Genomic DNA, 23510 nt, shown 5'->3' on the forward strand with positions numbered 1-23510 from the left:
AAAATCCCAACCTGTTAATATGTGAAATAAATGCCTCTAACATGAAAGGAATGGTAAGCTTTATATCTATTAGATTGAATTCTTCATGGAGCGATAATGTACAACAACATATCTCTCTTAAATTTTAAGAATAGAGTGTGGTTTGAAATTTCATAAATAATATAGTGATGATATCAATCAGAGGAAGGACAATGTCTGCTCAAATAATTTAAATATCTTGAGGATATTATGCCACGACCTATTATGCCTTCATCAGTAACATCATCAGCTCAGCCATTATTAAACAGTAGTACCGCAACTAAATTTGATTTTGCATCTAATGTAAAGTCAATTAGAAATCTGTCCACTTCATCTTTAACGACACCACAATATTGTACAGATGCAAGCTCAAAATTGAGTTCTGTAGGAAAGAGTTTACATGATTGGAAAGTAGCTAAACCTGGACAATGGTTTATCGGAGTACTAGATACGGCACAAAAATCAATTTCACTCATTCCTGTAAATGTGTTTGATCGCACAATGGGACATTTAGATGAGCAAACATTGACCAATACATCACAGCAAGGAATGAATCGTTATGCTTCAGGTTCCTTAGGTGAACGCCAAGGAAATTCTATGATGCCTGATTTTTTAAAGCAAAGACCAGCAGGAATGACACATCATATGGCGGTTGCACTAGAAGCGGGCTTTTCTAAAGAAAGCTCCTTAGGTTTTACGCTCATTAAAATTAATGATGATTTCGCACAAATGAAAGCAACATCGACTTCTTTAAACGGTGATAAACCAGACTTTATGATTAATCATAGCTTTTCACGAGCAACTGCTTTAAATGCATCAGGCTTTGTACCTACAGGGGCTCAAATGCCAACTCAGTGGCGAGATTCACTAGTCGAGTATTTTAGGCAGGGTGAATTTTGTATCAAAAATATTGCCATTTCTAATGATTAGTTTTTTAGCATCACTGATGCCTAAATAACATGGACTCAGTCAGGTGTGCAAGTTGTGTTCATCTGACTACCAAGCCAGAACTCGGCGCTCCTCTACTTCGGAGCGCAATCAAGTTAGTATTCAACCTAGCAAAACGGGCCCCAAATAAGCATTAGCGGTGATAAACCCAAAAGTGGCAGTGTAATTAACAGCTGTTATCTCAGCCTTTAAGGTCAGTTGCTTACGTGCGAGAGCCAGAAGCTTATCGGCAACTGACTCTTCTATCTATACCCAGTGTGTCGATGATTCTTGGGATCGACTGCTATCGAGCAGTTCAATGGTCAAGCCACTTCATCTGAACACATAAAACGCAACTATGCTATTTCCCTCTTATCCCTGCACTAAAAATCCTGTGCAGGTGTAGATCGATAATCGTGTGTGGCAAATATTTACTTAACATATGGATGCCATTTTCATTGTACTGCCCCGCGTTATTTAAGATTTTTAATATCCGTGATTGTTTAACTTGGTTTTCTGTGCTTGAGAGTGTTTGCTTTAGCCGATTAACATCAATCTGCTTTATTTGTTTGATATCCATTCTTTCTAACTTAGATAGTTCACGCGTTGACACATTTAGACTCAATAACTCTCTATTTACAGTTGAACTTACAAACATAATAATTCCTATTTCCAAAAAAACTAAACATCAACAAAAACTTAAAGGGATAATAGACAATACTTTAAATGAGTTTTAAATATAACCAATTTAACACCCTCTCTGTAGCCCTTCATATACCATTATCAACTTACTTAATCAGTTACTTAGCCACTGTCTGGCTTATGCATCGCTCTAAAAAATTCTGATATGTTTCAGTATATTCCACTGATTTTTTTATTCTTTCACTCAAATCCTGACTTTCACTTGGGGCATTTTTACTATTTTCAACCCTAGGGGCTAATACTATTGCCAAGCTTTTAGCCGTCATTTTATTTTCGTCAGTGTATAAAATGACCTGCTGACAAAGCTTCACGACTGTGGCTAATTGCTTTGGTAATTCTTCCAATGCCGGGATATACGTAGCATCATTAGCACACTTTTTTACCGCATCATCAATAATGTCAGTATCTTGGCTCATCATAGACTGTTGTAGCTCAACCTTGATCCGATGAGCAAAGATGTGGTGTACATTGTTCATACTCTTTAGCTCGTCAAAGTTCTGTATCATATTGCGACTGCTTATTTTATTCACTTGTTCTGAGCTTGGGGATATTCTGAAAATCCCTTCATGCTTCAGGGCATCAGGGCTCTTTTCCAAAAGAGCCACCAGCTGCATCACAGTTTCAGAATGAGGATTTCTTGCGATAATTGCATGATATTTAGTATCCTTATCTAGAAGTTTATTCAGCTTACTATTTGCTTTGACAAATATGGCTTTATCCTTCGACACTCCTAAAATAACTTTTGCAATCTTTTTAGTATTTTTTTCTTGCTTTATTCGCACTATATCCAGAGCGAGATCATGCTTACCTAACTTGTCAGCAACACTTGAATGATGCAATACATGAGCTCGAAAATTGTTAATTAGATTCATAATCTATCCTTATTTTATAAAATATTGGTACATCATTATCTCTAAATAATGCTCAAGCTCACGAGACTATTCCTGAAATATTCAGGAATACTTTGCAATTAAACCGCTATGATATGCACATGCTTCGTGACAATGTAGTGAAGCTTTATCGCCTTGTTCGACAGCTATTTAAGCAAAGTCGAGGCAGCTTAGGGGATCGTGAAATGGTGAAGCAATTGCGCAAGGAAGGCTACCAGGTTGGTCGCTATCTCGTTCGTAAAATTATGCACCGCCTTCGACTCGTAAGCAACCCAGCGATGTGCTTACGAGGTGACGACACAGCGGAAACACTCAGATGCAGTGGCTGATACCTGTTGCACATGAACTTTAATCCAATATCGGCTAATCAAGTTTGGGCGGGTGACGTGACCTATTTAAAGACAGGTGAGGACTGGATGTATTTAGCTCTGGTGATGGATTTATATTCACGCCGGATTGTGGGATGGCACATAGACAAACGCATGACCACGGATTTGATATCTGAGGCATTAATGAAAGCCTACAACCTGCGCCAACCGGCCAGAGGTCTGGTACTCCACTGTGACCGAGGCTCGCAATATACCAGTAAACAATTCGGTAGGCCGCTATTGAGCTATGATATCCGAGCCAGCATGGATGATGTGCGTGCGTGTTAGGATAATGCCGTTGTTGAGCGTTTCTTTGGTAGCTTGAAACACGATTAGATTTTTAATCTAAATCAACCAACAAGTGAGTTTATGAAGCAAGATGTGACGGCTTATATGAAATATTACAAATTGGAGCGGCTTCATTCTGCTAATGACGCTCTGTCGCCTGTAGAGTTTGAGAATTCTCAAGTAAAAGTGTCCAGTTTGAGTTGACCAAAACACACTGATAATGGCTCTTGCTGCTGTCATTGGTTCGAGCACTACGAGAGCACAACACCAAGAACCATTTATATCTTTCTTTTACTGCACTAAAGATCCTGAAAATAAGTGCGATTAAAGCTGGCTGGGTGCCATTAACTCTCCTAAATTAATAACTTGATTATCCATGCGTTTAAAATGCTTCATTTTTTCTAATAATGCATAGCAAGACACTGTTCTCCCTGAAATCTCTAATTTAAATTTACGTAAGCTCGCCTCTTCTATGTTACGTATGATGATCCCTGTCTGGCTGCGAATATCATACAACACGAGATCTCCCGCTCTTTTTTGCACCAAAATTGAACTTGCATCTGTCACATCCAGCTGTAACTGCGCCTTTTCGGCGTGATCGTCGATCACGATTTGATGGTAGTGAGCCAAGTCAGCAGCGGTAAGCACATATGTTTGCCCTTCTTTCTCCGCTGTAATCATCAGACTCGTCACGCCTGCTAGACGTGGCACATTCAGTTGCGCCTGTCGATGGTTTTTGTCCGCTTGTAATATTAATACGCTCGCCTGTTCTAACTGTACAAAACTATAATAGCCAATTGAGTCGGCACTGTTGCCACTGACGCGCAATAACTGATTAGTCGTTTTATCAAACACAAAATACCGATTTGCATCGACATTATCTTGTCCCAAATATTCAAGATAATGGGCTGCATTCAATGCATTCGAGCTAATAACCTGCTTCGATTGACTCAAATACCAAGCAGGCGCGCTTACCGCTTGCCCCTGTAGTTTCACAGCCGTTGCCATTGGGTAATCTAGAAAGGCCAAACTCCCTTTTAAATCAGATTGATGCTCTTCTCTCCAACGGGTAGTTACGGCTACTAACGTCGGTTCATCTAACAACTCAGCATGGTTGCTTAGGTTAAATATTAATCCTTCAGGGGTAGTCAACTGCAGATGATTTCCTTGGCGTTCGGCTCTAACTATCCCTTGACCTAATTGTTGGTAACGCTCAGCCTCCTCAACATTCACGGTGACTTCCAACGTATCATTTAGCTGTAACGACAGCGTTGGATCCACTAAAGGTTGTTTATAAAGTGCTTGCTCACTCGCATCGAAGATCCAAGCATACTTTTCATCTTTGCTTAAGCCTAGGTAGGATAAAGTGTGGTGTTCAAGATTTGCTCCCCCCATAACCAATCGCTGTTGTTTTACATCGAACCAAGCATTAATTACCTTACTATCAGTGTCTTTTAACCCCAGTAAAGCTAAGTTCTCCAATTTAAGATCATTCAGCGTTGTGAGATCTTTCAGTGAAGAGAGTAGCGATGAACTGTGTGCTTTAAGCCAATCCGAATTGACCCCGGCTAATCTCGCGGTGCCTGAGTTGTCGAGCAGAAATAAGCTGCCATCCAAGCGTAGAGCAAATAGTTGGCTATTGTTTGTAAACACAGACTTAAGTGAACTGATATCGACCTTCACTGCCTGTGTACCTAGCCTTCCATTGTCAGCTTGAAAATACAGGCTCTGTTCACTGTGACTATAAAAGTAGAAAGCACTTTGACTCGGGTCTTCCGTTGGAGTCACAAAAGCCAACATCAAATCGGAAGGGATATCAGTATCAACATTGGCGCTTATGACACCATGTAAACCGAGATTGCCAGGCCGGATCCAATAGCGTTTATTCAACTCACCCAGCTTAGCGGACAAGGTTATCACCCGATCCAACTTAGCATTGACCCAAGTTAGAGGCTCAAGATCTTCTGTTGGTGTTAGCCATTGATCGAGTGCAGGAAATATCTGAGCGATATCAATTAAATTCATGACACTTGGATTATTTACCGCCGCGACCAAACCGAGATCACCTTGCACAGCGATGAGTTTAAGTTGGTCATCGTCTACACGATAAGTCCAAATCACGCTATGACCAGAGCTCTGTCTTTGCTCTATGGCGAAGTACAAATGTTCACCCTCCTCCCAGGCGCGACTATTTTCGATCAGCTCCGGATCCACGCCCAAACGCAATGGACGGTATTGTTTTAATACTTGCCCTGTCATGATATCAACTTGCCATAACTCGGCTCTATGGCTGAACCACGCCTTATCTTGTTTAACGGAGATTAATCTGGCTTGAGCCAAAAACTCACTCTTTGCAGGATTATTCGTATAAATGAAGCGATTTTCACTCACTTGATAGAAGGCTTGGCCCACAAAACTGCCTTTTTGTGGCTGGTAATTCTCCACTGCCACAAACTGACTCTCTAAATGCTGATCGTTTGCCAGAGAGTGTAAGTGAGTCTGTAAAGCCAGACTCGAGTCCCAAGCACTGCCATCTTCGAAGATCAATACCGCTTTTTGCTCTTCCATATTGATATAAAAGACTTCATTGCGCTTATTGAGCACTGTGATTGAACCTAGCATCAAGCTCGCTAAGTTCACTCTAACGCCCCCTACGCTAATGTGATCTGGCTGGACAATGATGTGGTCCGAACTTAAATGACGCGCATCCAGCACCCAGCGAGTGCCACGCACTTGACGTGAAGTCACCTCTAAAGACAATTCAGCGCCAGGCTGCAAGACGATATGGTACTCCCCTCGACGTCCAGTAAATTGATAGCTCAATTTACCCTGCAATTCAGGGCCTAATTGGCGCATTTGAATCTGACGATTTTGATCATCCAAATTAATTCGAATTGGCGTATGCACATATTCTTGAGTGATTTTACGGATAATATATTCCGATGGAAAAACATAAAAATCATAATCGAATCGATAATCCGATTCTAGGCGGCGGATAACATCAAACCCCGAATCATGCCGAGTAGTTGAGCCGGGCAAATTTTGGTAGTCATAACTGATATATGACTTAGGGGTCGCGGGCAACACCAGAACGCGATTGTCAGGATGAAAATCCGCAGTATCAGCATATCCAATTCCGGCTCTCACATTAATCGCTTGTGATTTATCACGTATTTCACGCGGCATATCGCCTGCCCAAAAGAAGTAATTAATCTTACCCGACCCCGTGACACCATGATGCGTTCGGTAAATATATTGGCTATCAAATTTAAGCTGATTCGAATTGAAGTCCAACTCGGCAATAACCGCACCATCCCTTGGCTCAATACCGTGATAATGAGCACCATCTGCTAATATTTTATCAACCTGAATATATCCTCCATGCTGATAAGCGGTATCTACCGCGGCAAAATATTTGCCCACAGCCTTTGCATCATCTGCCACTTCACCAAATGCCTGCGCCAGAGCGGTAAAGCCAATCGCCAATCCTCCCGTAATCACTCCTGCACCGCCCAAAACGGCTCCGGCAGTTGAAGCCCCCAGCAATCCAGCCCCAATACCAGCAGCACTCGTGATCACACTGGCAGAATCGAAAGCGAGCTGCGTACCATAAACTGCCTTTTGCACCTCGTTTTGTGCATGGGCTAACTCATAACTATCGAGCACTACACTTGCAAAGCCTAATCCAAGACTGATACCTTCATTTACCTTATGACTCACCGCCAATAGGGTGGTACTGGTAACTGCTTCACCTTGGTGAATAGCTACCTGATATAATTTTACGATTTTTGCGGCATCTAATATGGTGCCATAGGCGATTTGAGCGAGGTTAATATAAGTGTGCACCGCCAGTGCCTGACCCAGACCTTGAGATAGATTCCCACCCGTCGCTGAGCTACGACTCTTATTTTGAAACCAAGTAATAATACTCTGTACTGCAAACGCTGAATTTAAACCATCAACATGTTCGACCTCTGCAACGCCATGGCGAGGCAACAATGCACCATCGCTATAGGTATAGCGGGTCTTAATTGTATCTAAGGCATTTTCATAATGGCGTTTAAACGCCCAAATTCGCTTATCTCTGGTCACGAGTTCACGTACTAGTTCCGGATCTTTGCGATTGATAACCGGAATACGATAGCTGCCATCTCCCTTATCGGTGATATTCTCAAACACTGGGAGCCAGTTATGATCGAGGCCCTCGAGTTTAAAAAGTTTCTCTGTCGCAGTAAAAAAATCTTCGGCAAGATTGATACTTTCTAGCAGAGAGAGTCCCGACTTTAACTTAAGATCGGCTTCTAGACTGTCCTTAGTTTTTTCTATTGCTGCGGCAGTTTGATGAGCGACAAGATTTGCAACCCTATCATTGGGACTAATAATATCAGACACAGATAAACCGCTCGAAAGCCGGATTTGAGCCATAGCGGTGGTATTGACACGACGCATTTCAAATTCAGGTAAGTGCTTATTATCACCATAGGCGGAATAAAAACTCGCATAAGATTTCTTAATCAGATGCTCATTCAGTCCTTTACTGAATGCTGCCGCATTATCAAAACTGAATACCGCAAAGTTAGGATCATAAAAATAGAACGCCTCTTTTTCTGCCGTGGTTGTTTTCCCCACCAACATAGTATGCTCAGTCGTATTCATCAGCATTAACACTGACCCATTCGCCCCCAAGCTCTCAGCCTGAAGCTCTGAGACAATTTGCGAAATGCGCCATTTCCCCAGCCGAGTTTCAGCCAAGACTGCATCGGTATTGGAATGTAGATACCCTATCGTTTGGTAGATATTTCTGGAGCTGACATCTTCTGGATTAGCAGCTGCACCATAGAGGTTAAGTGCAAACTCACGGATGCCCTCGGGTCCCTTACCTGCAATGGCCGAGGCCATCATACGCGACAGAGGCAAGCACCGACCCGGATTGGCTAACAAAATAAAGTCTTGCGGCATGAGTTGGGCAACTTCTCCCCCTTGACTTCGAATATAGGTAGCGACCTGCTGGGTTTTATCCAGAGCATTTCGATACACTTCTTGCTTATAGTTATCTTTAATGCGCGCAACTAAAGCACCTTTGTGCAGATAGGTGAGTTCTTTTGATTCATCGAATAACAATCCCATCATTTGCAACGTCGTCATATCAACTCGCCATCCGGGAACTTCAACACCTGCAGAATGGGCTAACCCTTGCTGATAACTCAGGCCCTTCTCCCCAGATAAATTATTCAGCACAGTCTGAAAGTTGTTATATCGTTCAACCAAGCGTAAATCGACACCCCCAGCAAGCTGGCTATCAATTGCAATCACACTCTGAGTGCCGTTCCGTTGCTTCTTCTCTAACCACAGCCACATACGATCCATGTCGATAGAACGTTCAATGTCAAGCCCATAGCGGTCTTTATAAAATGCCTCAGTGACCTTAATAGCATTAAGTTCTGCTCGATATTGCTTTTCACTTTCCCGACTAGCGTGCTTTAGTTTGCTAAACAATGCGGTTTTGCGCTCACGTAAAGGACGTAACTCCTCTTCTACCGCCTGATTAAGCTGATTGCGTAAAGCCTGCCATTGAATCAATGCCGAATTCTCATCCACCTTAAGCGGTTCTTCGGGATGAATAGGCTGATCGCTCGGGGGCTGTGCTAGCTCGACTCTGAGTTCCGCTGCATTTTTTAGCAGTTTTGTTTGGGCCATAAGTCGTTTGTTGGCAAACTGGCTTTCTCTTTGATTATTCGATGCAGAATCAGGTGTTTGGATATAGGGCTCGCCCTCATTCCCCTCACGTTTAAGCCATTTAACGCCCGCGACTTCTCCCGGAACTATTTTTTGCACTTGTCGCTGTAGCATCATTTGCCAGCGGCCATCTTTAAACAACATATAGGCAGCGGCAACCCGATCATCAAGCGCCGCCCCCTGATAATCATCGTAATCCACCGACATCACCACATTGTCATATAAAACCGAACTGCCCACTCGTCCATCATGGAAAACACGATAGTGAGTCGCATTAAGCTCAGTTACGATTACTGAGCATCCAGTCAATGACCCTGTTAATAAAAAACGCCCTTCCAAGTCAAGCTTAGGGATGTCAACGTAAGCGGGGACTGGATTCCCCCGCCCATTGAAACCAAGGAAATAGGCAGGAGCAGTATCAATTCCCGCTACCGCCGAAAAGTGCAGTTGATACCCCCCAAAACTCGAAGCTAACTTTGCAAAGCCCTGTTCAGGTAAAGTGCCATGTTTAATTAGCTCAATAACATCGACAGTATACTGAGTAAGAAAAGAGTGAGGATCTGCCACAAAGTCTGCCATAGCCGGTGTCGTATTAGCCATGAGATCAGTTGACAATCTCATCTCACCCATCTTGCTTATTCCCTGGATGGGTAAGGTCCCTGCATCATGACTAATAACAGATGTTATCGCGCCATTGCCACCACCAAAAGCGGGTTCCGCCGGTACCAATGAGGCAATCAGAACAGATAGTAAGGTTTTTCTCATGCATTTCCCTTTGGCTAAATATTTATCCATATGTTTTCTCTACAACCTTATCTTTTATAGTCAACAAAACGTTGTCCATAATAATAAGGACCGTATTGTTCCTTAAAATGTCGAACTTCTTTAGAACGTCCGCTATTACTCCGCTTTAATCCTATTTGTTTCGCATCGATAGGTAGATAGTCATAGCCCCCGTGAGAATTGGCGATCTTGATAAAATTACCAGGCTTTATATCAAAGGGGCGAAAACCGGCTTGCTCCATCATGACTAAGACTGAATGTGGAATTTTTTCATCGCAGCTTAGATTCTTAGCCTCTGGAATTTGTTGAAAAGAAAATACTTTTACTTGTGGAGCGCCTCTTACTCTATCATCCCGCATAGTAATGATTTCGTTGGAACCGAAACGTGAATATTTACCACCATAAAAATGGGAGTCATGATATATATCATTAACCCGTAAGTCGGCATTGGTTGACTGTTTCCATGAACTATCTTGTTTAAAGATCTTATACCCTTGTCCTGTCTTTTGATCGATAAAGACTTCTCGATTAGTTCCCTCAAATTTTTTATATTTCCCAGTTCTAGCCCCTTTGATTAATTGAGATATTTTTTCTGGATGAAGGGGAGCCATATTTCTGGGTTGCATTCCATCGACTTGACACTGTTCTTTGAGTTGTAATGGTTGAGCATCACTAGGTAGTGGGGCTGGCTGTAGGCGCGCACGAGGCGATTGCGATAATAGCCGAAGTTGCAATGCTTGAGCATCACTCGGTAATGGAGCTGGCTGTAGGCGCGCACGAGGCGATTGCGATAATAGCCGAAGTTGCGCCTGCTGGTCTAGTTGTGGCCGTTGCGGTAATGGCCGAATTTGCGCCTGCTGGTCTAGTTGTGGCCGTTGCGGTAATGGCCGAAGTTGCGCCTGCTGGTCTAGTTGTGGCCGTTGCGGTAATGGCCGAAGTTGCGCCTGCTGGTCTAGTTGTGGCCGTTGCCGTAATGGCCTAGGTAGCCGATGAAATTCAGGCCTCTTTACCTGCGGTTGCTCTAGCTTAGTTAACACTTTAGCTATGATGCTATTTTTAAGCTCATTATGACTGGTTTTTAATGTTTGCTTTAAACGTAAAATATCCACATTACGAATACATTTCACATCCAGTTTTTCGAGTTTTTTTAGTTCACTCGACGATATATTTAACCCGAACTGTTCTCTCAGGGCTGGATTTATAATAACTGACATATACACCTCTAATTTCACCGATTAGGAGCCCTATCATCATCTTCGAGAGAATATATTTACAAACGATTATTATTGAAATATTACGTAACATTATGCTCTTTCACCAAATTGCCAGAGTTAATCTGCAGTCTAATTTTCAGATCCCCCCATAATCAGCACAGATATAAAAACCACCTTGACAAGTGGTTTTTATATACAAGATTACCTAGGTAAGCATTATTCTCGATAAAAGACTATCTCATTGTCTATGGTAAGTCGTTGCCATTAGGTCAGTGACTTTATGATCAGCAGCTAAGAGGGTATTTTTTAAGCACTCGAGCATTTCATCATGCCTCATGATTTCTGACTGCGGATTCAATATACCCTTATTAATGAGCATATTACCTATATAAGCCCCTTGTATCACTTCAGGTAAACTGTGATGCACTGGCTGCATGACGCTATCGCCGACCAAGTGTTCTAAGCACACATCAACAACTTGTTCAAAATTAAATGCTGTATTTGTGCCACGACTATGCTTCGCAGCCTGAATGGTATAGTGTAGGGCATTCCCTGATACACCTGCCGTAAAACCTTCCATGTCCTGTCGGCTGAAGTTATCCATATTTAGGTTCACAGCTAAATCGAGTATATCTCGCCCGAGGGAATCAAGATTATTTTGATACATTTTGTCATTGGGTATGAAATCAAAATGTAATCCACCGGAAGCAAGCACTTCCTCATTAAAGTAACCCTGAGTATCTCTCCCTGGATCAACTGGTGCGCGCATAATCCCCTGCAATCCACCACCAAAAAGCTGACCTAACGTCACGGGCTCACCTTTTTCACTCATAAATGCTTTTAATGCATACGTCTCATGTAGGTTCGCACTTGGTCGTTCTAAAAGACTGCTAGGAAAACCTAACTGTTCCACTAATATCATATTATTTCTTGCTTCAGTGTCAGTCTTAACAACCGCAGCATCCCCCGGAAATTCCAGTACTAGATTCGCAGGCTTGAGCAATTTATTGGTATAAAGGCTATTACCCTTAGCATCAGTTAAAGCATCTTGAGAAAGTTTTTCAAGTAATTGGTTTTCCTCTGCTGTACTCAGTTTTTCATTCTTAGAGAGTTTAGCCTTAATAGCATTCAAATTTTCACTTAACTCATCAGGACGACTATTCATAAAGCCATCAAAACAAATCGATAATCGAGAAAAAATTTCTGCTTGATGAACAGGGCTAAACTGATCCGCAGTCACCTTAATCGGTTCATTTTGATCACACTGCAGGAAGTTTTTTACAAAAATCTTCTTTCCACTTAGATCCACATCTTTAGCCGCAGTATTCAGAACACGACTCAAGCTTGAAGCTACCGCATCGAGTGCACGCTCAGTGGCTGAACGGTTACTCGTTATCAAATTATCACGAATTAAAGATGAGAATAGTTCTCTGCCACTTTTAAGTTTTGGCACATCCTTAAAGTAAGGCTTAGGAGTCAACAGTTTTAGATTTGGACTGATGATGGGCTGCTGCGTCGTATGAGCAACACGGTGGATATTGAAATGCTGTTTTTCTGTATTAATCTTAACAACTAATGATTCGCTTATTGCTATTGGCTTTACAACGCTATTTATAGGCATAATTATCCCCTAAGTATTAAAGTTAAACATAAGAATTATGCACCAATCATATTTAACATCACGAGATTACTCCTGATATATACTGCGAAAAATTGTCATGTTGTGTTTAATACCTAGTAGCATCAAGCATAGCTTCTATTACCGTTATTACCGTGCGAAGCACACTTTAACCGATATGATACAAAGAGAATAACACTAGAGTTCTATTGCAGATTTGAAACAATAAGCGCGATGAAATCTTATGAAAAAAAATGAGAGCTCCTGCCTTTAGGGTGAGAACGCGAACAATTTCACCATTCAAACGGGCAATACTTCTCAATTTGACGGATTTTTGCTCTTATATTCTCTTTTGCCGAGACACGATTATGAGCCTTCTTCCCCTTAGCAAGCACACTGAACTTATTGAAGACCATCGGCAGGCCGCCAAAGTGACTTATCCCTTGTTCGATGTATTGTTCTTAACAGTGGTGCGGTCATCGGGGGCTCTGAGGGCTGGAAAGATATTGAAGACGTCGGCCATTGTCACTTGGAATTACTGAAGAGGTATGGTGATTTCAGCAAAGTTGCTCCAGAAGCGTTGCAACAAGCTTTTATTTCATGTATGCAAGCAACCCAACAACTGACTCAAGGCCAAGTAATTGCCATTGATGGAAAACCTTTCTCCAAAATGGGGACATTGCAATTTTAGACGCATCCCTGCGCGCTAGTGTTGAATGTCCTGATACGCTTTCAATGGCATCAACACGTTCTACTTATTAGACATGAAACCATGAACCCAACCCCAAATTGAGTGAATGATGACAATTTATAATTGTTCGATGACTTAAGCTTTATTACAAGCTAAAATACCGTATTTATCAAAAATTAGCAGTTAACTAAGTTTTGTAAGAACCATTACAGCACCCGTTGTCAGCATAGCGGCAAGCAAAGCTGAAGCGAAACCCACTAAGATAAAAAACATACTTTTCATGGGAAATTCCTCACGCATTTGTGCCGTTCCATCAATGGAGGGTGAGGATATTGCTAAATGATTAAAGTAGCGTTTATCACTCTTGACGATATTTTTCACCTCAAGTATGGGGGGCACTTCGGTCATAAATATGTCCGTAGTGCTTTCATCCAAAATCAGCATGTAACCCTCTTTCGAAATCGTTTTTATTTCGCAGGCTAAGCAATCAAATTGTGCGAGTGATTTACGCAAATTAGAAATGGCTTTAGTTAAGGATGTTTCACTGACAAATACATTGCCCCAAACCTTCTCTTGTATATCATCTTTACTGAGCACTCGGTTGACATTATCACACAGCAGTTTAAGAATTACCGCTTCACGCCCACCTATGCTCACCACGTGCTCATCAGTACTAATTTCCCTTTTAAGAACATCGTAAATAATTTGATTTCCTAATGCATAGCGTCTTGTCATATATTATCTCCTAAATTCATTTTTCATGATGCAGCATCAAGATAGAAAACGGCTCAATTCTATTGTGAGCGTTTCCATTATGAATTTTTTTTCATGAAAAAGTAATACAAAAATCGCTAGTATTTCAATATTTTACTCGCGAACCTCACAAATAAAACACAATAATAACACCGGAACATTGTCATCACAGCAGGCTCAGATCGTTAAACAAATGATGCAAAATGTTACCGAAAGAACAAAAATCAATATAAAATCGGCATTAGTTATATTAAATCCATTTTGCTACATATATACACTACTAAATTACGCCTGCTACAACTTCCGCCCCACAAAAGCGCATCAAACCTCAAACGCAAAAGCACAAGAATCTTCACAAGCCCATATCAAAACCAACTCACACTTACCATTAAACGAAAGTACTCTTACAACAATTTTCAACCCACTTTTATGTCACCCTTTAATTAAATTTAACCACAATACCAACACATTTAACCAGCCGCCATTTTTTAATATTAACCTGAGCATTGATATTTTAAATATCGATTTTCTCAATAAGAAAATATACGAAACTTGAATAATACAATTCAAATTATTCAAGTCTGAATTCATTCCTATTAACATTACTTAATTGGCTAATAGCATGATGGTGATTGCTACAGATAACATCGGAGGAGAAGAAGGTTCTCTGAAGCAAAAAAGAGAGGATCTGTTTAAAACCGATCTGACAGAGACTAGTTTAGAATAGTTAACTGTCAGTTCGGATTTTAGTGAAGATAATTAGCTGTTTAATGAAGCCAACTTTAATTGCAATTCATTAATTAAAGCTGCCTGCTCTACAACTAAAGCTTCCTGCCCTAGGAAACTAAAATCGGCAAATCCCGTTTTCATATGGGCCGTTAAAAATGTCGAAATATCAGCGTTAAGACTTTCTACACCGTGGATGCTTGCCATGAATTGCCTTTCTAACTTTGCGAACGCATCTTTACCATTCTTGGCTTCAAACCCTTCCATGAAAGGCATTTCAGTGAGTACCTTAAGTGCAGCTTGGTGGTAATTTTTACCCAATAAAGTCAATTTCTCTTCACTTGTCATCCGTTGGTTCGCGGTACGACGAGCACTCTCTAGAATCGCCTCCCCTTTTTTCATCTCATTAGCGCCTCGGGTATTATCCGAGCGGAAAAGCCGATTTTTGCCCGAATCGAGGCGGCTCATCGCTTCAGCTGCGACCCCTTTACACTTAGTCTGAAAAGGAAGATCAGACACCACATCGGCTTGTTTCCATAAGTCAGGGAAACGTTTTACTTCGGCCCAATAGCTTGAAATCGATTCAGCCTGGCCCTTCATTGCAGCCTCTAGCGCGTCAATATCCGCATACTGCCCATATTGCTCAAGTAAAATGCCTTCCCAATCAACCTCCATGGCACTGACTACATAGTCGCTAATTTGTTGGCAGAGAACTTCTCTGTTGGACTCATCCATGCTAGGCGCCGTTTTAAGTAATGTATCTGAGTGAAGCTCATCCAAAAGCTCTTTTTTTGCTGGTATAGGCTGAGCGTCTGTTGCAACTTCCGTCTTCTTGAGCTTACTTATATCGAATGTATTAATGGCTGCAAACAAGGCATTCTTCCCTCCTACTGCTGGAGTAGAACTTGTGTTTGGCGCGAGATTAAACGGCAGAATGGGGGCCGGTGGCGGTAATGGCGGTGGCGGTGGTGGTAGCGGCACATTATCCGATGCAGGTGATATTACAGGCAATGTCGCTGCCGAGACTGCAGTCTGTTCAGGCCTTTGAGTTTGTAAGCTATCTTTACTGTCCTGTACTTTTTTAAGTGCTGGACTGAGTCTTATCGCTTGCAATAACTGTGATTCGGCATTAACCGCTACCGATCTTCCTCTTTCATTATCCGGGACTTTTCTCAATTCAACGCCTTTTTCAATGGCGAGCATTAGTTGCTGCCTAGGATTCACGTTTTGTTGATCTGCTTTAACGTTAACGGCTGCTACTGTAGATGGGGCTGCAGGGTCTACTTTAGATAGTACGGCAGAGCCTACTGATTGCGTCTGTCTCTTCGCCGATCGCGCTAATTTATCACTGGAATGGTGCGACTTATGCCTAATCCTAATTGAGTTGAGCAGTGATGAGAAAATCTTTTTTAGACTTGGTCGACTACTAACCCGTTTAACCTCGAGTTGTTCCCCTGATGATTTAGCTCCTTCAGCGCTACTGGGGCTCTCAGTCTTGTTATCGAATGATTGTCGATGGGTATTTAATTTAGAAAATGGCATCTGTTACTCCTCTGGATCATGTGCCCACTAGTGTTATCACTATGTGGATAAGTAATTATTTACTCTTTATTAAGATATATAAGTCGCCGAGAAACACACGAGACTTTGTTTGAAATATTCTGAGTAAAAGTGGCGGCGGCCGTTAACTCCGTATATCCATAACAAACACCTGTAATCATTAATTAATCATACATCAACACCGTACCACTTAAATAATCAATATTTATTCATCATTTACCATTAACTATTCACGGTATTTTTCATTTAATTTAACTACATTATTCAAATTTGAGATACTACCATGCCTATTCATGCTAATGTTCATTCTATTTTTCCCAACTATAAAAGCTACAACCAATTTGCTGCCATACCTAACCAACTCAATATCATAAAGCTTTCCCATCGCCAAGCGAGCGAGTTAGGACCTGCGAAAACGACAAATGTACTCACAAACGTTCATACTGTGAAAAGTTCTCCACACCTAGCTAAGATCAAAGCGGCTGAACTCATACAACAGACTTATCGCGCTTATCAACAGCAAAAAGCAGCCGCAGAGGTCAATACCGTCGGCATTAAATCCCTGACGAATGCCAAAGGCTCGTGTAGTTATTTTTATAATGCCCATGATGAGTTTGTCGCAAGAACACCGACTAAATTCCAACCTGCAGGAAAAGGGAATTTCAAACAATTAGTACGTCAAGATAGTCAATTTGTTCAACTTCATATTTATAATGACACGCTTGATATAGATAAGAGTAAGTATAATCAGTTCGTGATGAATCAACTTAAACATCATCCTTCTATTTGTCCCTCTATTTATGTTAATGATTCAACCATCATTGCTCATAACGGTGGTATGGAAGTCGCGCAATTAATTGAACAAGGGGAAAAGATACCCTTAATTCACTTTAAATTACTCTTAGAAGATTTATGCTCATTGCATCGGAATGAGATATTTTTACACGATATAAAACCGGAAAATCTAACCTATAACGGCACAAATGTGCGTCATATCGATGTGGAAAATCTGATAGCCGCGGATTATAACTTTGGGGATAATGGCATTGTTTGTACGCAAGCATATACGACCGCTCATTTAACGAATGCTATTTTAAACGGCGATCCTCTCGCCGACCAAAACCACGATAACTACGCCATTCTATTGAGTATAATTGAAGCTACAAGCGGTGATTTTTTCCAGAATACCTCAGTGGGTTGTCCAAAACGTATTTTCGGGCTATTGGGTAAAGATCTAATAAGAGCCCAAGGCTGGATCCAAGAACACATCGAGCCTGAATATCAATCGAGAGCCGAATCATTACTTAAGCTACCAGGAGCCCATAGCGATTCAACGCCTTTGCTCAATATGATTAATTGGCAATCAACAGCCTCAAGTCGCTAATAGCAACAAGCACTTGGAGCTCTATTTCATATACAGACCCATAACTTCCTTTTTATGGTTATGAAACTAACTTCTGTTCTAAGTTCATCGATAGTTTCAAGAGCTAATAGTAAAAGTAGTACGCCATAAACAGTATGGATCTATTTTTTATTCTATATATTCAAATGTTAAATACAAGTAGCATGATTCAAGAGGAACGAAGATGCACACGTTAACAAGGATCATTAGGCGATAAAATGAATCATTTAGAACTCGATTTAATTTTGGCCCTTTTAGGGATCATATGTATCTTTTTCTCAGTGTTGTACAACTGGAGATCTGGTACATAGGATTTACTGCCATACGTAAAATCATGAAAACTATTTTAAAAATATCGTTTTATAGAAAACTTAACCCAAGTAGAGCACTCCAGACACTGCAGCGTGCATGGTTTTATGCTGAATATGATTGCGGGGCTTATAGCCTATCAATTGAAAGACAATAAGCCACAACTGAACCTCGCTAACGCGGAGTTTAATGTTATTGCAGTTATGGTGCTTAAACCGATCTCAGGTTAATTGGCGAGTGTCGCACTTCGGAGTTGAATTCGGGGCAAATCTTGCTGATATGGAATGAGTATTAATTGATAACTCAATAGTGTGGACTCACCAGCACAGTGCTGAAGAATCCCCTGATGATTTTCATATAAATCGTTAGATTGGAGTGAACTTGCACCTTGAAGTGTGATCAGATGGAAGTGCGAACAAACATCAATCACAGGGCTTCAAGGTGCAAGTGTTAACTATCTTACATCAATCTCTCTATCAACATTGTCCAGAAATCCATCAAAAGCGACTCAATACCCTCATGGTTGCTTGCCGAGCACTTATCAATGCGGATTGCCTCACCCTAACGCATTTAGGGCGGCACATTGATGGCACCAGCACTCATACTAAGCACTCAATAAAACGCATGGATAGATTGTTGGGCAATCCGCATCTTCACCATGAAAGAATGGCTGTTTATCAGTGGCATGCAAAATGGCTGCTAACAGCACATACGATGCCGACAATATTGGTGGATTGGTCAGATATGCGTGAAGGTCGTGAGCTTATTGCGCTACGTGCCTCTATCGCTATCAAAGGTCGCTCTATCACGCTCTACGAACGAACATTTCCGTTAGTGCTGCAAGGCACTCAAACCGCCCATAATCAGTTTCTTAATGAACTCAGAAAAGTGTTACCTGACAACATCACCCCGCTGATAGTCACTGACGCGGGCTTTCGTAATCCATGGTTTCGAAAAGTTGAGCAGCTCGGTTGGTATTGGCTGGGTCGCGTTAGAGGATTGAGTGTCTATCGGCCGCATCCTTTCGGTCGCCAATTTTCACTAAAAGCGCTTTATCCCCAAGCCCGTCGTCGCGCAAAACATGTTGGGCGGGTGGCGTTATCGGTAAAGAAACCTTTGTTATGTGAGATGGTATTGTTCAGGGCCCCAAGTAAAGGCAGAAAAGGTCAGCGAAGTACGACAACAGACTGTCACCATACGGCACAATGGACGTATGAGTTGACCGCCAAAGAGCCTTGGGCGCTGGTGACTAACTTGACCATGGAAGCCATGTCGCCTCAAAAACTGGTCAATATCTACCAAAAGCGGATGTAAATAGAAGAAACCTTTAGAGACTTAAAAAGTCCCGCTTATGGCTTTGGTTTACGTCATAGCAGAACACGTTATGCGGCGAGGATGGACATACTGCTACTGATAGCGTTATTGGTGCAACTAGCATTTTGGTGGGTAGGATTATATGGAGAAACACAGCAATTACAGCGGCACTTCCAAGCCAACACGGTAAAGAAAATGAATGTGCTATCAACAATCAGAATGGGCAAAGAACTGCTGCGGCGACGGCATGATTACCCCATATCAGCAGATGATTTGCTTCGTGCTGCGAAGAAACTAGCTGAACTCTCATTAACTCATGGTTGTTAGGGCTATGAATTATGAGGGGATCCTACAGAACACAGTGCGGGGGCAGCTTCTCTGAGTAATTAAAGTATTGTAAAAGTCGAGGCGGTAATTCAACCAAAATCCATTTAGCAGACAACAGCGGATGATTACTGATTTATTTCGAATTATCAGAATGCCAAAAAACGATATTACACACGTCCTAGCTTAATTGAGCACCTGAAGCAGGTTGAAACCGTAATTGCAAATATAGGTTATGACAGCGATAGTTTTCGTAAATTTATCGCCAACAAAGACGGGACATCATTACACCAAAGCGCCGCTATAGAATACACTTCGGAAGAAAATCGATTGGTGTTTATATTGGTATCGACATTTAATGGAGAATGCTTTTGGAAGGATTAAACACTATCGAGCAATATCAAAAAGATATGACAAGCTAGCAAGAAATTACGCCAGTATGGTGTCACAGGCGTTTACGTTAATGTTGCTGTCGGTGTATTGCTGAACAACATTTGTACAGCAAAGATCAACAGTACCTGATGTAAATGATACTACATGTCAAAATTCTAAAAATTGACCCTCGGTTAAAATTGAGTTGATGTCACGAAATGGTCACGTTTTGGTCACGGTCACGAAGAGAGAAATAGCAATATTGGATGTATGTAAATCAAAAAGCCCATGCAATTTAATAGCATGGGACTTATTAAAATTGGCGGAGCGGACGGGACTCGAACCCGCGACCCCCGGCGTGACAGGCCGGTATTCTAACCAACTGAACTACCGCTCCAAATTCTTCCATATCCAACATCTGACGAGTTTCAAACCCGCTAACTCCAGCGTGACAGGCCGCTGATGTCAAAACAATAGTCTAATAAAATTAAACCGCGCTTCAGATTCTTTAAACTGAACGATAATTCAACTGACTTATCAAGGCTTCTGCTTAAGATGCGAAGAATAATACGGTTGAGCCCTGCGGGCGTCAACCGTTTTTTTACTTAGATTTATCATTTGGTTAAAAAAAAACCAAATCAATTTCCGACCTTGATTTATGTGCCAAATATTGCTGCTACGCCCTAGTTCAAAGTCATAACTCAAACACATCAGCGACACTTGGCTAACGGTCTTTATCCGCCTCATCTGGCATAGTGAGATCGATTTCATCTAATGACGGCGCAGCTGCTGGATTCGCCGATGCTTCCTCCAATAAACGTAACTCAGCGGCAGCTAATGCCTGCGCTAAACTTTGGCGTTTACGCCACACAATTAATCCAACGACGCCCAAGACTAATAAGATAGCGTTGATCGTGATGATCCAGAACATGGCATCTTTCTTCGCAAGTGCTTCTTCCTCTGCAGCTTTTTGTGCAGCAACGGCGGCCAACTCTTCAGCGCTTGGTGGCGGCTCTGGCGGCTGAATTAAGTTGAAAAACAGTTCTGGCAAATCCAGTACGATTTCTCGACCAGTAATCGTCGTCGTCGCCACGAAACTTTTAATTCGATAACTGCCAAACTCAGTCACAGTCGGTAAATCTAATTCAGAGTCCGGCTCAGTAAGGCCATTAACGGTCAAAGGCAGTTGTAAGCCTGCTGGACCCACTAGCTCAAAGGAAAAATGCGTTTCCGCTAGCTGCAGCACAGCACTATCGACGTGCAACATGATTTTCCATTGCCCCGTTAACGGATCGTCTGGGGTAATGACTTCTAAATTAATTGGCCGCGGCGATAATCTAAACGGAAATGAAATCTGCCGCTCAAACACGTTGTTGCGAGCCTGTACCACAAACTCATAATCACCCCAAGGCTGCTTTACATTGAGATTACTGGTAAATACGCCATCATCGGGTTTTTCATCATAATCTTCACCATTGTCTTTATAGGAACCGACAATAATGTCACCCGCGGCAAAATTCTCATCGCCGGCCCTGTGCTTACTCACAAAATGAGCCGTCCATTCCACCAGAAAGTCGAGTCCCGGCATGCGCACACGCTGGGCATCACCCATCAACTGGGCGACAATTTTAACTTGCTCACCTTGGAATAGCGGCTGCGGCAAAGGCTGCACTTCGATTTCGAGTTTAGAGAGTTTTTTGAGGGTCGAACCTGGGACGACTTTACCCACCAACTGCCAAGGTCCAGGCATAGGCGACTCAATGTAAATAATATCGCCGGTAATGCCATCGACCCACTTGACGGTTTCGGGATGGCGATTGGCGTACCATTTACTGCCATCGGGCAACACTATCACCACAGGCGCAGAGCCGTATTCGCGCTCCACTAACAGCGTCATGTTATCGACCATATGGTCGATGCGAAAACGGTTTTTAAGCTCAGAAGCCGTCTCCAATCCTATAATCGGCGCGGCCTTGGGCGGCTTGACGACTTTTTTAGCGATTTCAGCCTCGGCGGCCAATACAGACGTCACACTGGCAAACAGCGTAGTGACAACAAGGCAAAGCGCTAAAATGGGTTTATGGCGCGACATCGGCATAGTATTTTTTCTATCCTCTCCAGAGGCATTTGCCTGATTTTGCGACTAAATCAAGGCGTTGTTCATGCATAGTCAATTCATCGGCCGATGCGCCGATCACTTTAAGGTTAAGTGATTGCGGATCAAAACGTTGAATACCACCCGCTTCCTGCCCCGCTTCCTCGTTGGACAAATTAAACTTTGTCTGCCCGCCGGTCATGATCAGATAAACATCGGCGAGGATCTCGGCATCGAGCAAAGCGCCGTGATATTCGCGGCGCGACGTATCCACGCCATAACGCTTACAGAGGGCGTCAAGGTTGTTTTTCTGACCAGGATGCAAGAACTTAGCGATGACTAAGGTGTCGAGGATCTGACAAATATCAGCGGTTTTCGGTCCACGCGGCTGCAACAGTGAAAACTCATGATCCATGAAGCTCACGTCGAAGTTGGCGTTATGGGCGACGATTTCAGCGCCGTCGATAAAGTTGATAAATTCTTGAGCAACTTGATGAAAACGCGGCTCTTTGGAAACGCGCTCATCGGTAATACCGTGAACGGCGATGGCTTCGGGATCGATGGCTTGACCTGGATTGATATATTGGTGGTAATAACGCCCCGTCAAACGACGGTTCACCACTTCCACACAACCAATCTCGATGATCCTATGGCCTAAATAGATGGCGCCGCTGCCCTGGTTCATACCTGTGGTTTCGGTATCCAAAATAACCTGACGGCTAGCGTTAGAGATAATATTCATTTTTTTATGCGCTTCTTATGACAATTTTTGGTTATACTCGGCCGAAATTCCCGGCTATGGTAACAATTTGATGACTGAACTAAAACTGATCCACATCTTCACCGATGGCTCTTGCTTAGGCAATCCCGGTCCTGGCGGCTATGGCATTGTAATGAATTATAAAGGCCATACAAAGGAGATGTCCGACGGTTTTGCGCTCACGACCAATAATCGCATGGAATTATTAGCCCCGATCATAGCGTTAGAAAGCTTAAAAGAGCCTTGCCAAGTCGTGCTCACCAGCGACAGCCAATATATGCGCCAAGGCATAATGACGTGGATCCATGGCTGGAAGAAAAAAGGTTGGATGACATCAAACCGTACCCCAGTGAAAAACGTTGACCTGTGGAAACGTTTAGATAAAGCCTCACAGATGCACACCATCGACTGGCAATGGGTTAAAGGCCACGCGGGCCACGCCGAAAACGAACGATGCGACGTATTAGCTCGCACTGCGGCAGAATCAAAACCGACCCAACCCGACTTAGGCTACCAGCCTTAACTCTGTGGCCCTTAGCTTATACAAGCAAAGTTAGAACAAACTAAGTTCATACAAGCTAAATTCGAAAAGTTAAGTTCGTACAAAACTAATTCGAAAGTAAGTTCGAAAATTGAGTTCGATGCCATCACGCCTAAGCT

At 42.4% G+C, this 23510-nt stretch carries 13 protein-coding genes, 1 tRNA gene and 4 pseudogenes; 8 read left to right on the forward strand and 10 right to left on the reverse strand.

Annotated elements, in window-relative coordinates:
• Positions 1-228 precede the first annotated feature (228 nt).
• The gene (locus AC5YB3_RS01255; RefSeq protein WP_494526388.1) at positions 229-948 is read left to right on the forward strand and encodes a hypothetical protein; all 720 of its coding nucleotides are present in this window, start codon (positions 229-231) and stop codon (positions 946-948) included.
• Positions 949-1306: 358 nt separating this feature from the next.
• On the opposite strand, the gene AC5YB3_RS01260 is transcribed toward AC5YB3_RS01255, so the two are convergent.
• Both AC5YB3_RS01260 and AC5YB3_RS01265 read right to left on the reverse strand, forming a co-directional pair.
• A complete protein-coding gene (locus tag AC5YB3_RS01260; RefSeq protein ID WP_494526389.1) occupies positions 1307-1603 on the reverse strand; it encodes a hypothetical protein in 297 nt (98 codons plus the stop codon).
• Positions 1604-1745: 142 nt separating this feature from the next.
• Positions 1746-2519, reverse strand: coding sequence for a RhoGAP domain-containing protein (locus AC5YB3_RS01265; RefSeq protein ID WP_494526390.1), 774 nt, complete (start codon positions 2517-2519; stop codon positions 1746-1748).
• Between the two features lie 140 nt (positions 2520-2659).
• Here AC5YB3_RS01265 and AC5YB3_RS01270 point away from each other — a divergent pair.
• Positions 2660-3397, forward strand: a pseudogene (locus AC5YB3_RS01270) (IS3 family transposase); the annotation flags it as partial.
• A 120-nt stretch (positions 3398-3517) separates the two neighbouring features.
• Here the strand turns inward: AC5YB3_RS01270 and AC5YB3_RS01275 are convergent.
• Both AC5YB3_RS01275 and AC5YB3_RS01280 read right to left on the reverse strand, forming a co-directional pair.
• The gene (locus AC5YB3_RS01275; RefSeq protein ID WP_494526391.1) at positions 3518-9694 is read right to left on the reverse strand and encodes a TcdA/TcdB pore-forming domain-containing protein; all 6177 of its coding nucleotides are present in this window, start codon (positions 9692-9694) and stop codon (positions 3518-3520) included.
• 47 nt (positions 9695-9741) lie between these two features.
• Complete coding sequence (locus AC5YB3_RS01280) at positions 9742-10323, reverse strand: hypothetical protein (protein ID WP_494526392.1); 582 nt, start codon at positions 10321-10323, stop codon at positions 9742-9744.
• Positions 10324-10391: 68 nt separating this feature from the next.
• Between AC5YB3_RS01280 and AC5YB3_RS01285 the strand changes: the two genes are divergently transcribed.
• Entirely contained in the window at positions 10392-10694 is a 303-nt protein-coding gene (locus tag AC5YB3_RS01285; RefSeq protein WP_494526393.1) for a hypothetical protein, read from the forward strand.
• Positions 10695-11164: 470 nt separating this feature from the next.
• Here the strand turns inward: AC5YB3_RS01285 and AC5YB3_RS01290 are convergent, their stop codons facing one another.
• Positions 11165-12547: a hypothetical protein gene (locus AC5YB3_RS01290; RefSeq protein WP_494526394.1), complete on the reverse strand. Its 1383-nt coding sequence runs from the start codon at positions 12545-12547 to the stop codon at positions 11165-11167.
• A gap of 365 nt (positions 12548-12912) precedes the next feature.
• On the opposite strand from AC5YB3_RS01290, the pseudogene AC5YB3_RS01295 reads away from it, so the two are divergent.
• A pseudogene (locus tag AC5YB3_RS01295) lies at positions 12913-13086 on the forward strand (transposase family protein); the annotation flags it as partial.
• 332 nt (positions 13087-13418) lie between these two features.
• Here the strand turns inward: AC5YB3_RS01295 and AC5YB3_RS01300 are convergent.
• Positions 13419-13970 (reverse strand): winged helix-turn-helix domain-containing protein, encoded by a 552-nt coding sequence (locus AC5YB3_RS01300; RefSeq protein ID WP_494526395.1) that lies wholly within the window; start codon positions 13968-13970, stop codon positions 13419-13421.
• Between the two features lie 777 nt (positions 13971-14747).
• Positions 14748-16256 (reverse strand): WH2 domain-containing protein, encoded by a 1509-nt coding sequence (locus AC5YB3_RS01305; RefSeq protein WP_494526396.1) that lies wholly within the window; start codon positions 16254-16256, stop codon positions 14748-14750.
• A gap of 301 nt (positions 16257-16557) precedes the next feature.
• Between AC5YB3_RS01305 and AC5YB3_RS01310 the strand changes: the two genes are divergently transcribed.
• The 3 genes and pseudogenes from AC5YB3_RS01310 to AC5YB3_RS01320 form a co-directional block, all read left to right on the forward strand.
• The gene (locus AC5YB3_RS01310) at positions 16558-17658 is read left to right on the forward strand and encodes a hypothetical protein (RefSeq protein WP_494526397.1); all 1101 of its coding nucleotides are present in this window, start codon (positions 16558-16560) and stop codon (positions 17656-17658) included.
• Between the two features lie 768 nt (positions 17659-18426).
• A pseudogene (locus AC5YB3_RS01315) lies at positions 18427-19626 on the forward strand (IS4 family transposase).
• A 27-nt stretch (positions 19627-19653) separates the two neighbouring features.
• Positions 19654-20110 (forward strand): annotated as a pseudogene (locus AC5YB3_RS01320) (transposase family protein); the annotation flags it as partial.
• A gap of 205 nt (positions 20111-20315) precedes the next feature.
• On the opposite strand, the gene AC5YB3_RS01325 reads toward AC5YB3_RS01320, so the two are convergent.
• From AC5YB3_RS01325 to dnaQ, 3 genes are all read right to left on the reverse strand, one after another.
• Positions 20316-20392: transfer RNA gene (locus tag AC5YB3_RS01325), tRNA-Asp, on the reverse strand.
• Between the two features lie 327 nt (positions 20393-20719).
• A complete protein-coding gene (locus AC5YB3_RS01330; protein ID WP_494526398.1) occupies positions 20720-22093 on the reverse strand; it encodes a TIGR03503 family protein in 1374 nt (457 codons plus the stop codon).
• A gap of 10 nt (positions 22094-22103) precedes the next feature.
• Complete coding sequence (dnaQ, locus tag AC5YB3_RS01335; protein ID WP_063884330.1) at positions 22104-22832, reverse strand: DNA polymerase III subunit epsilon; 729 nt, start codon at positions 22830-22832, stop codon at positions 22104-22106.
• 70 nt (positions 22833-22902) lie between these two features.
• Between dnaQ and rnhA the strand changes: the two genes are divergently transcribed.
• The gene (gene rnhA / locus AC5YB3_RS01340) at positions 22903-23373 is read left to right on the forward strand and encodes a ribonuclease HI (protein WP_006081489.1); all 471 of its coding nucleotides are present in this window, start codon (positions 22903-22905) and stop codon (positions 23371-23373) included.
• Positions 23374-23510: the final 137 nt, after the last annotated feature.

Source organism: Shewanella sp. 1311, from assembly GCF_059338235.1.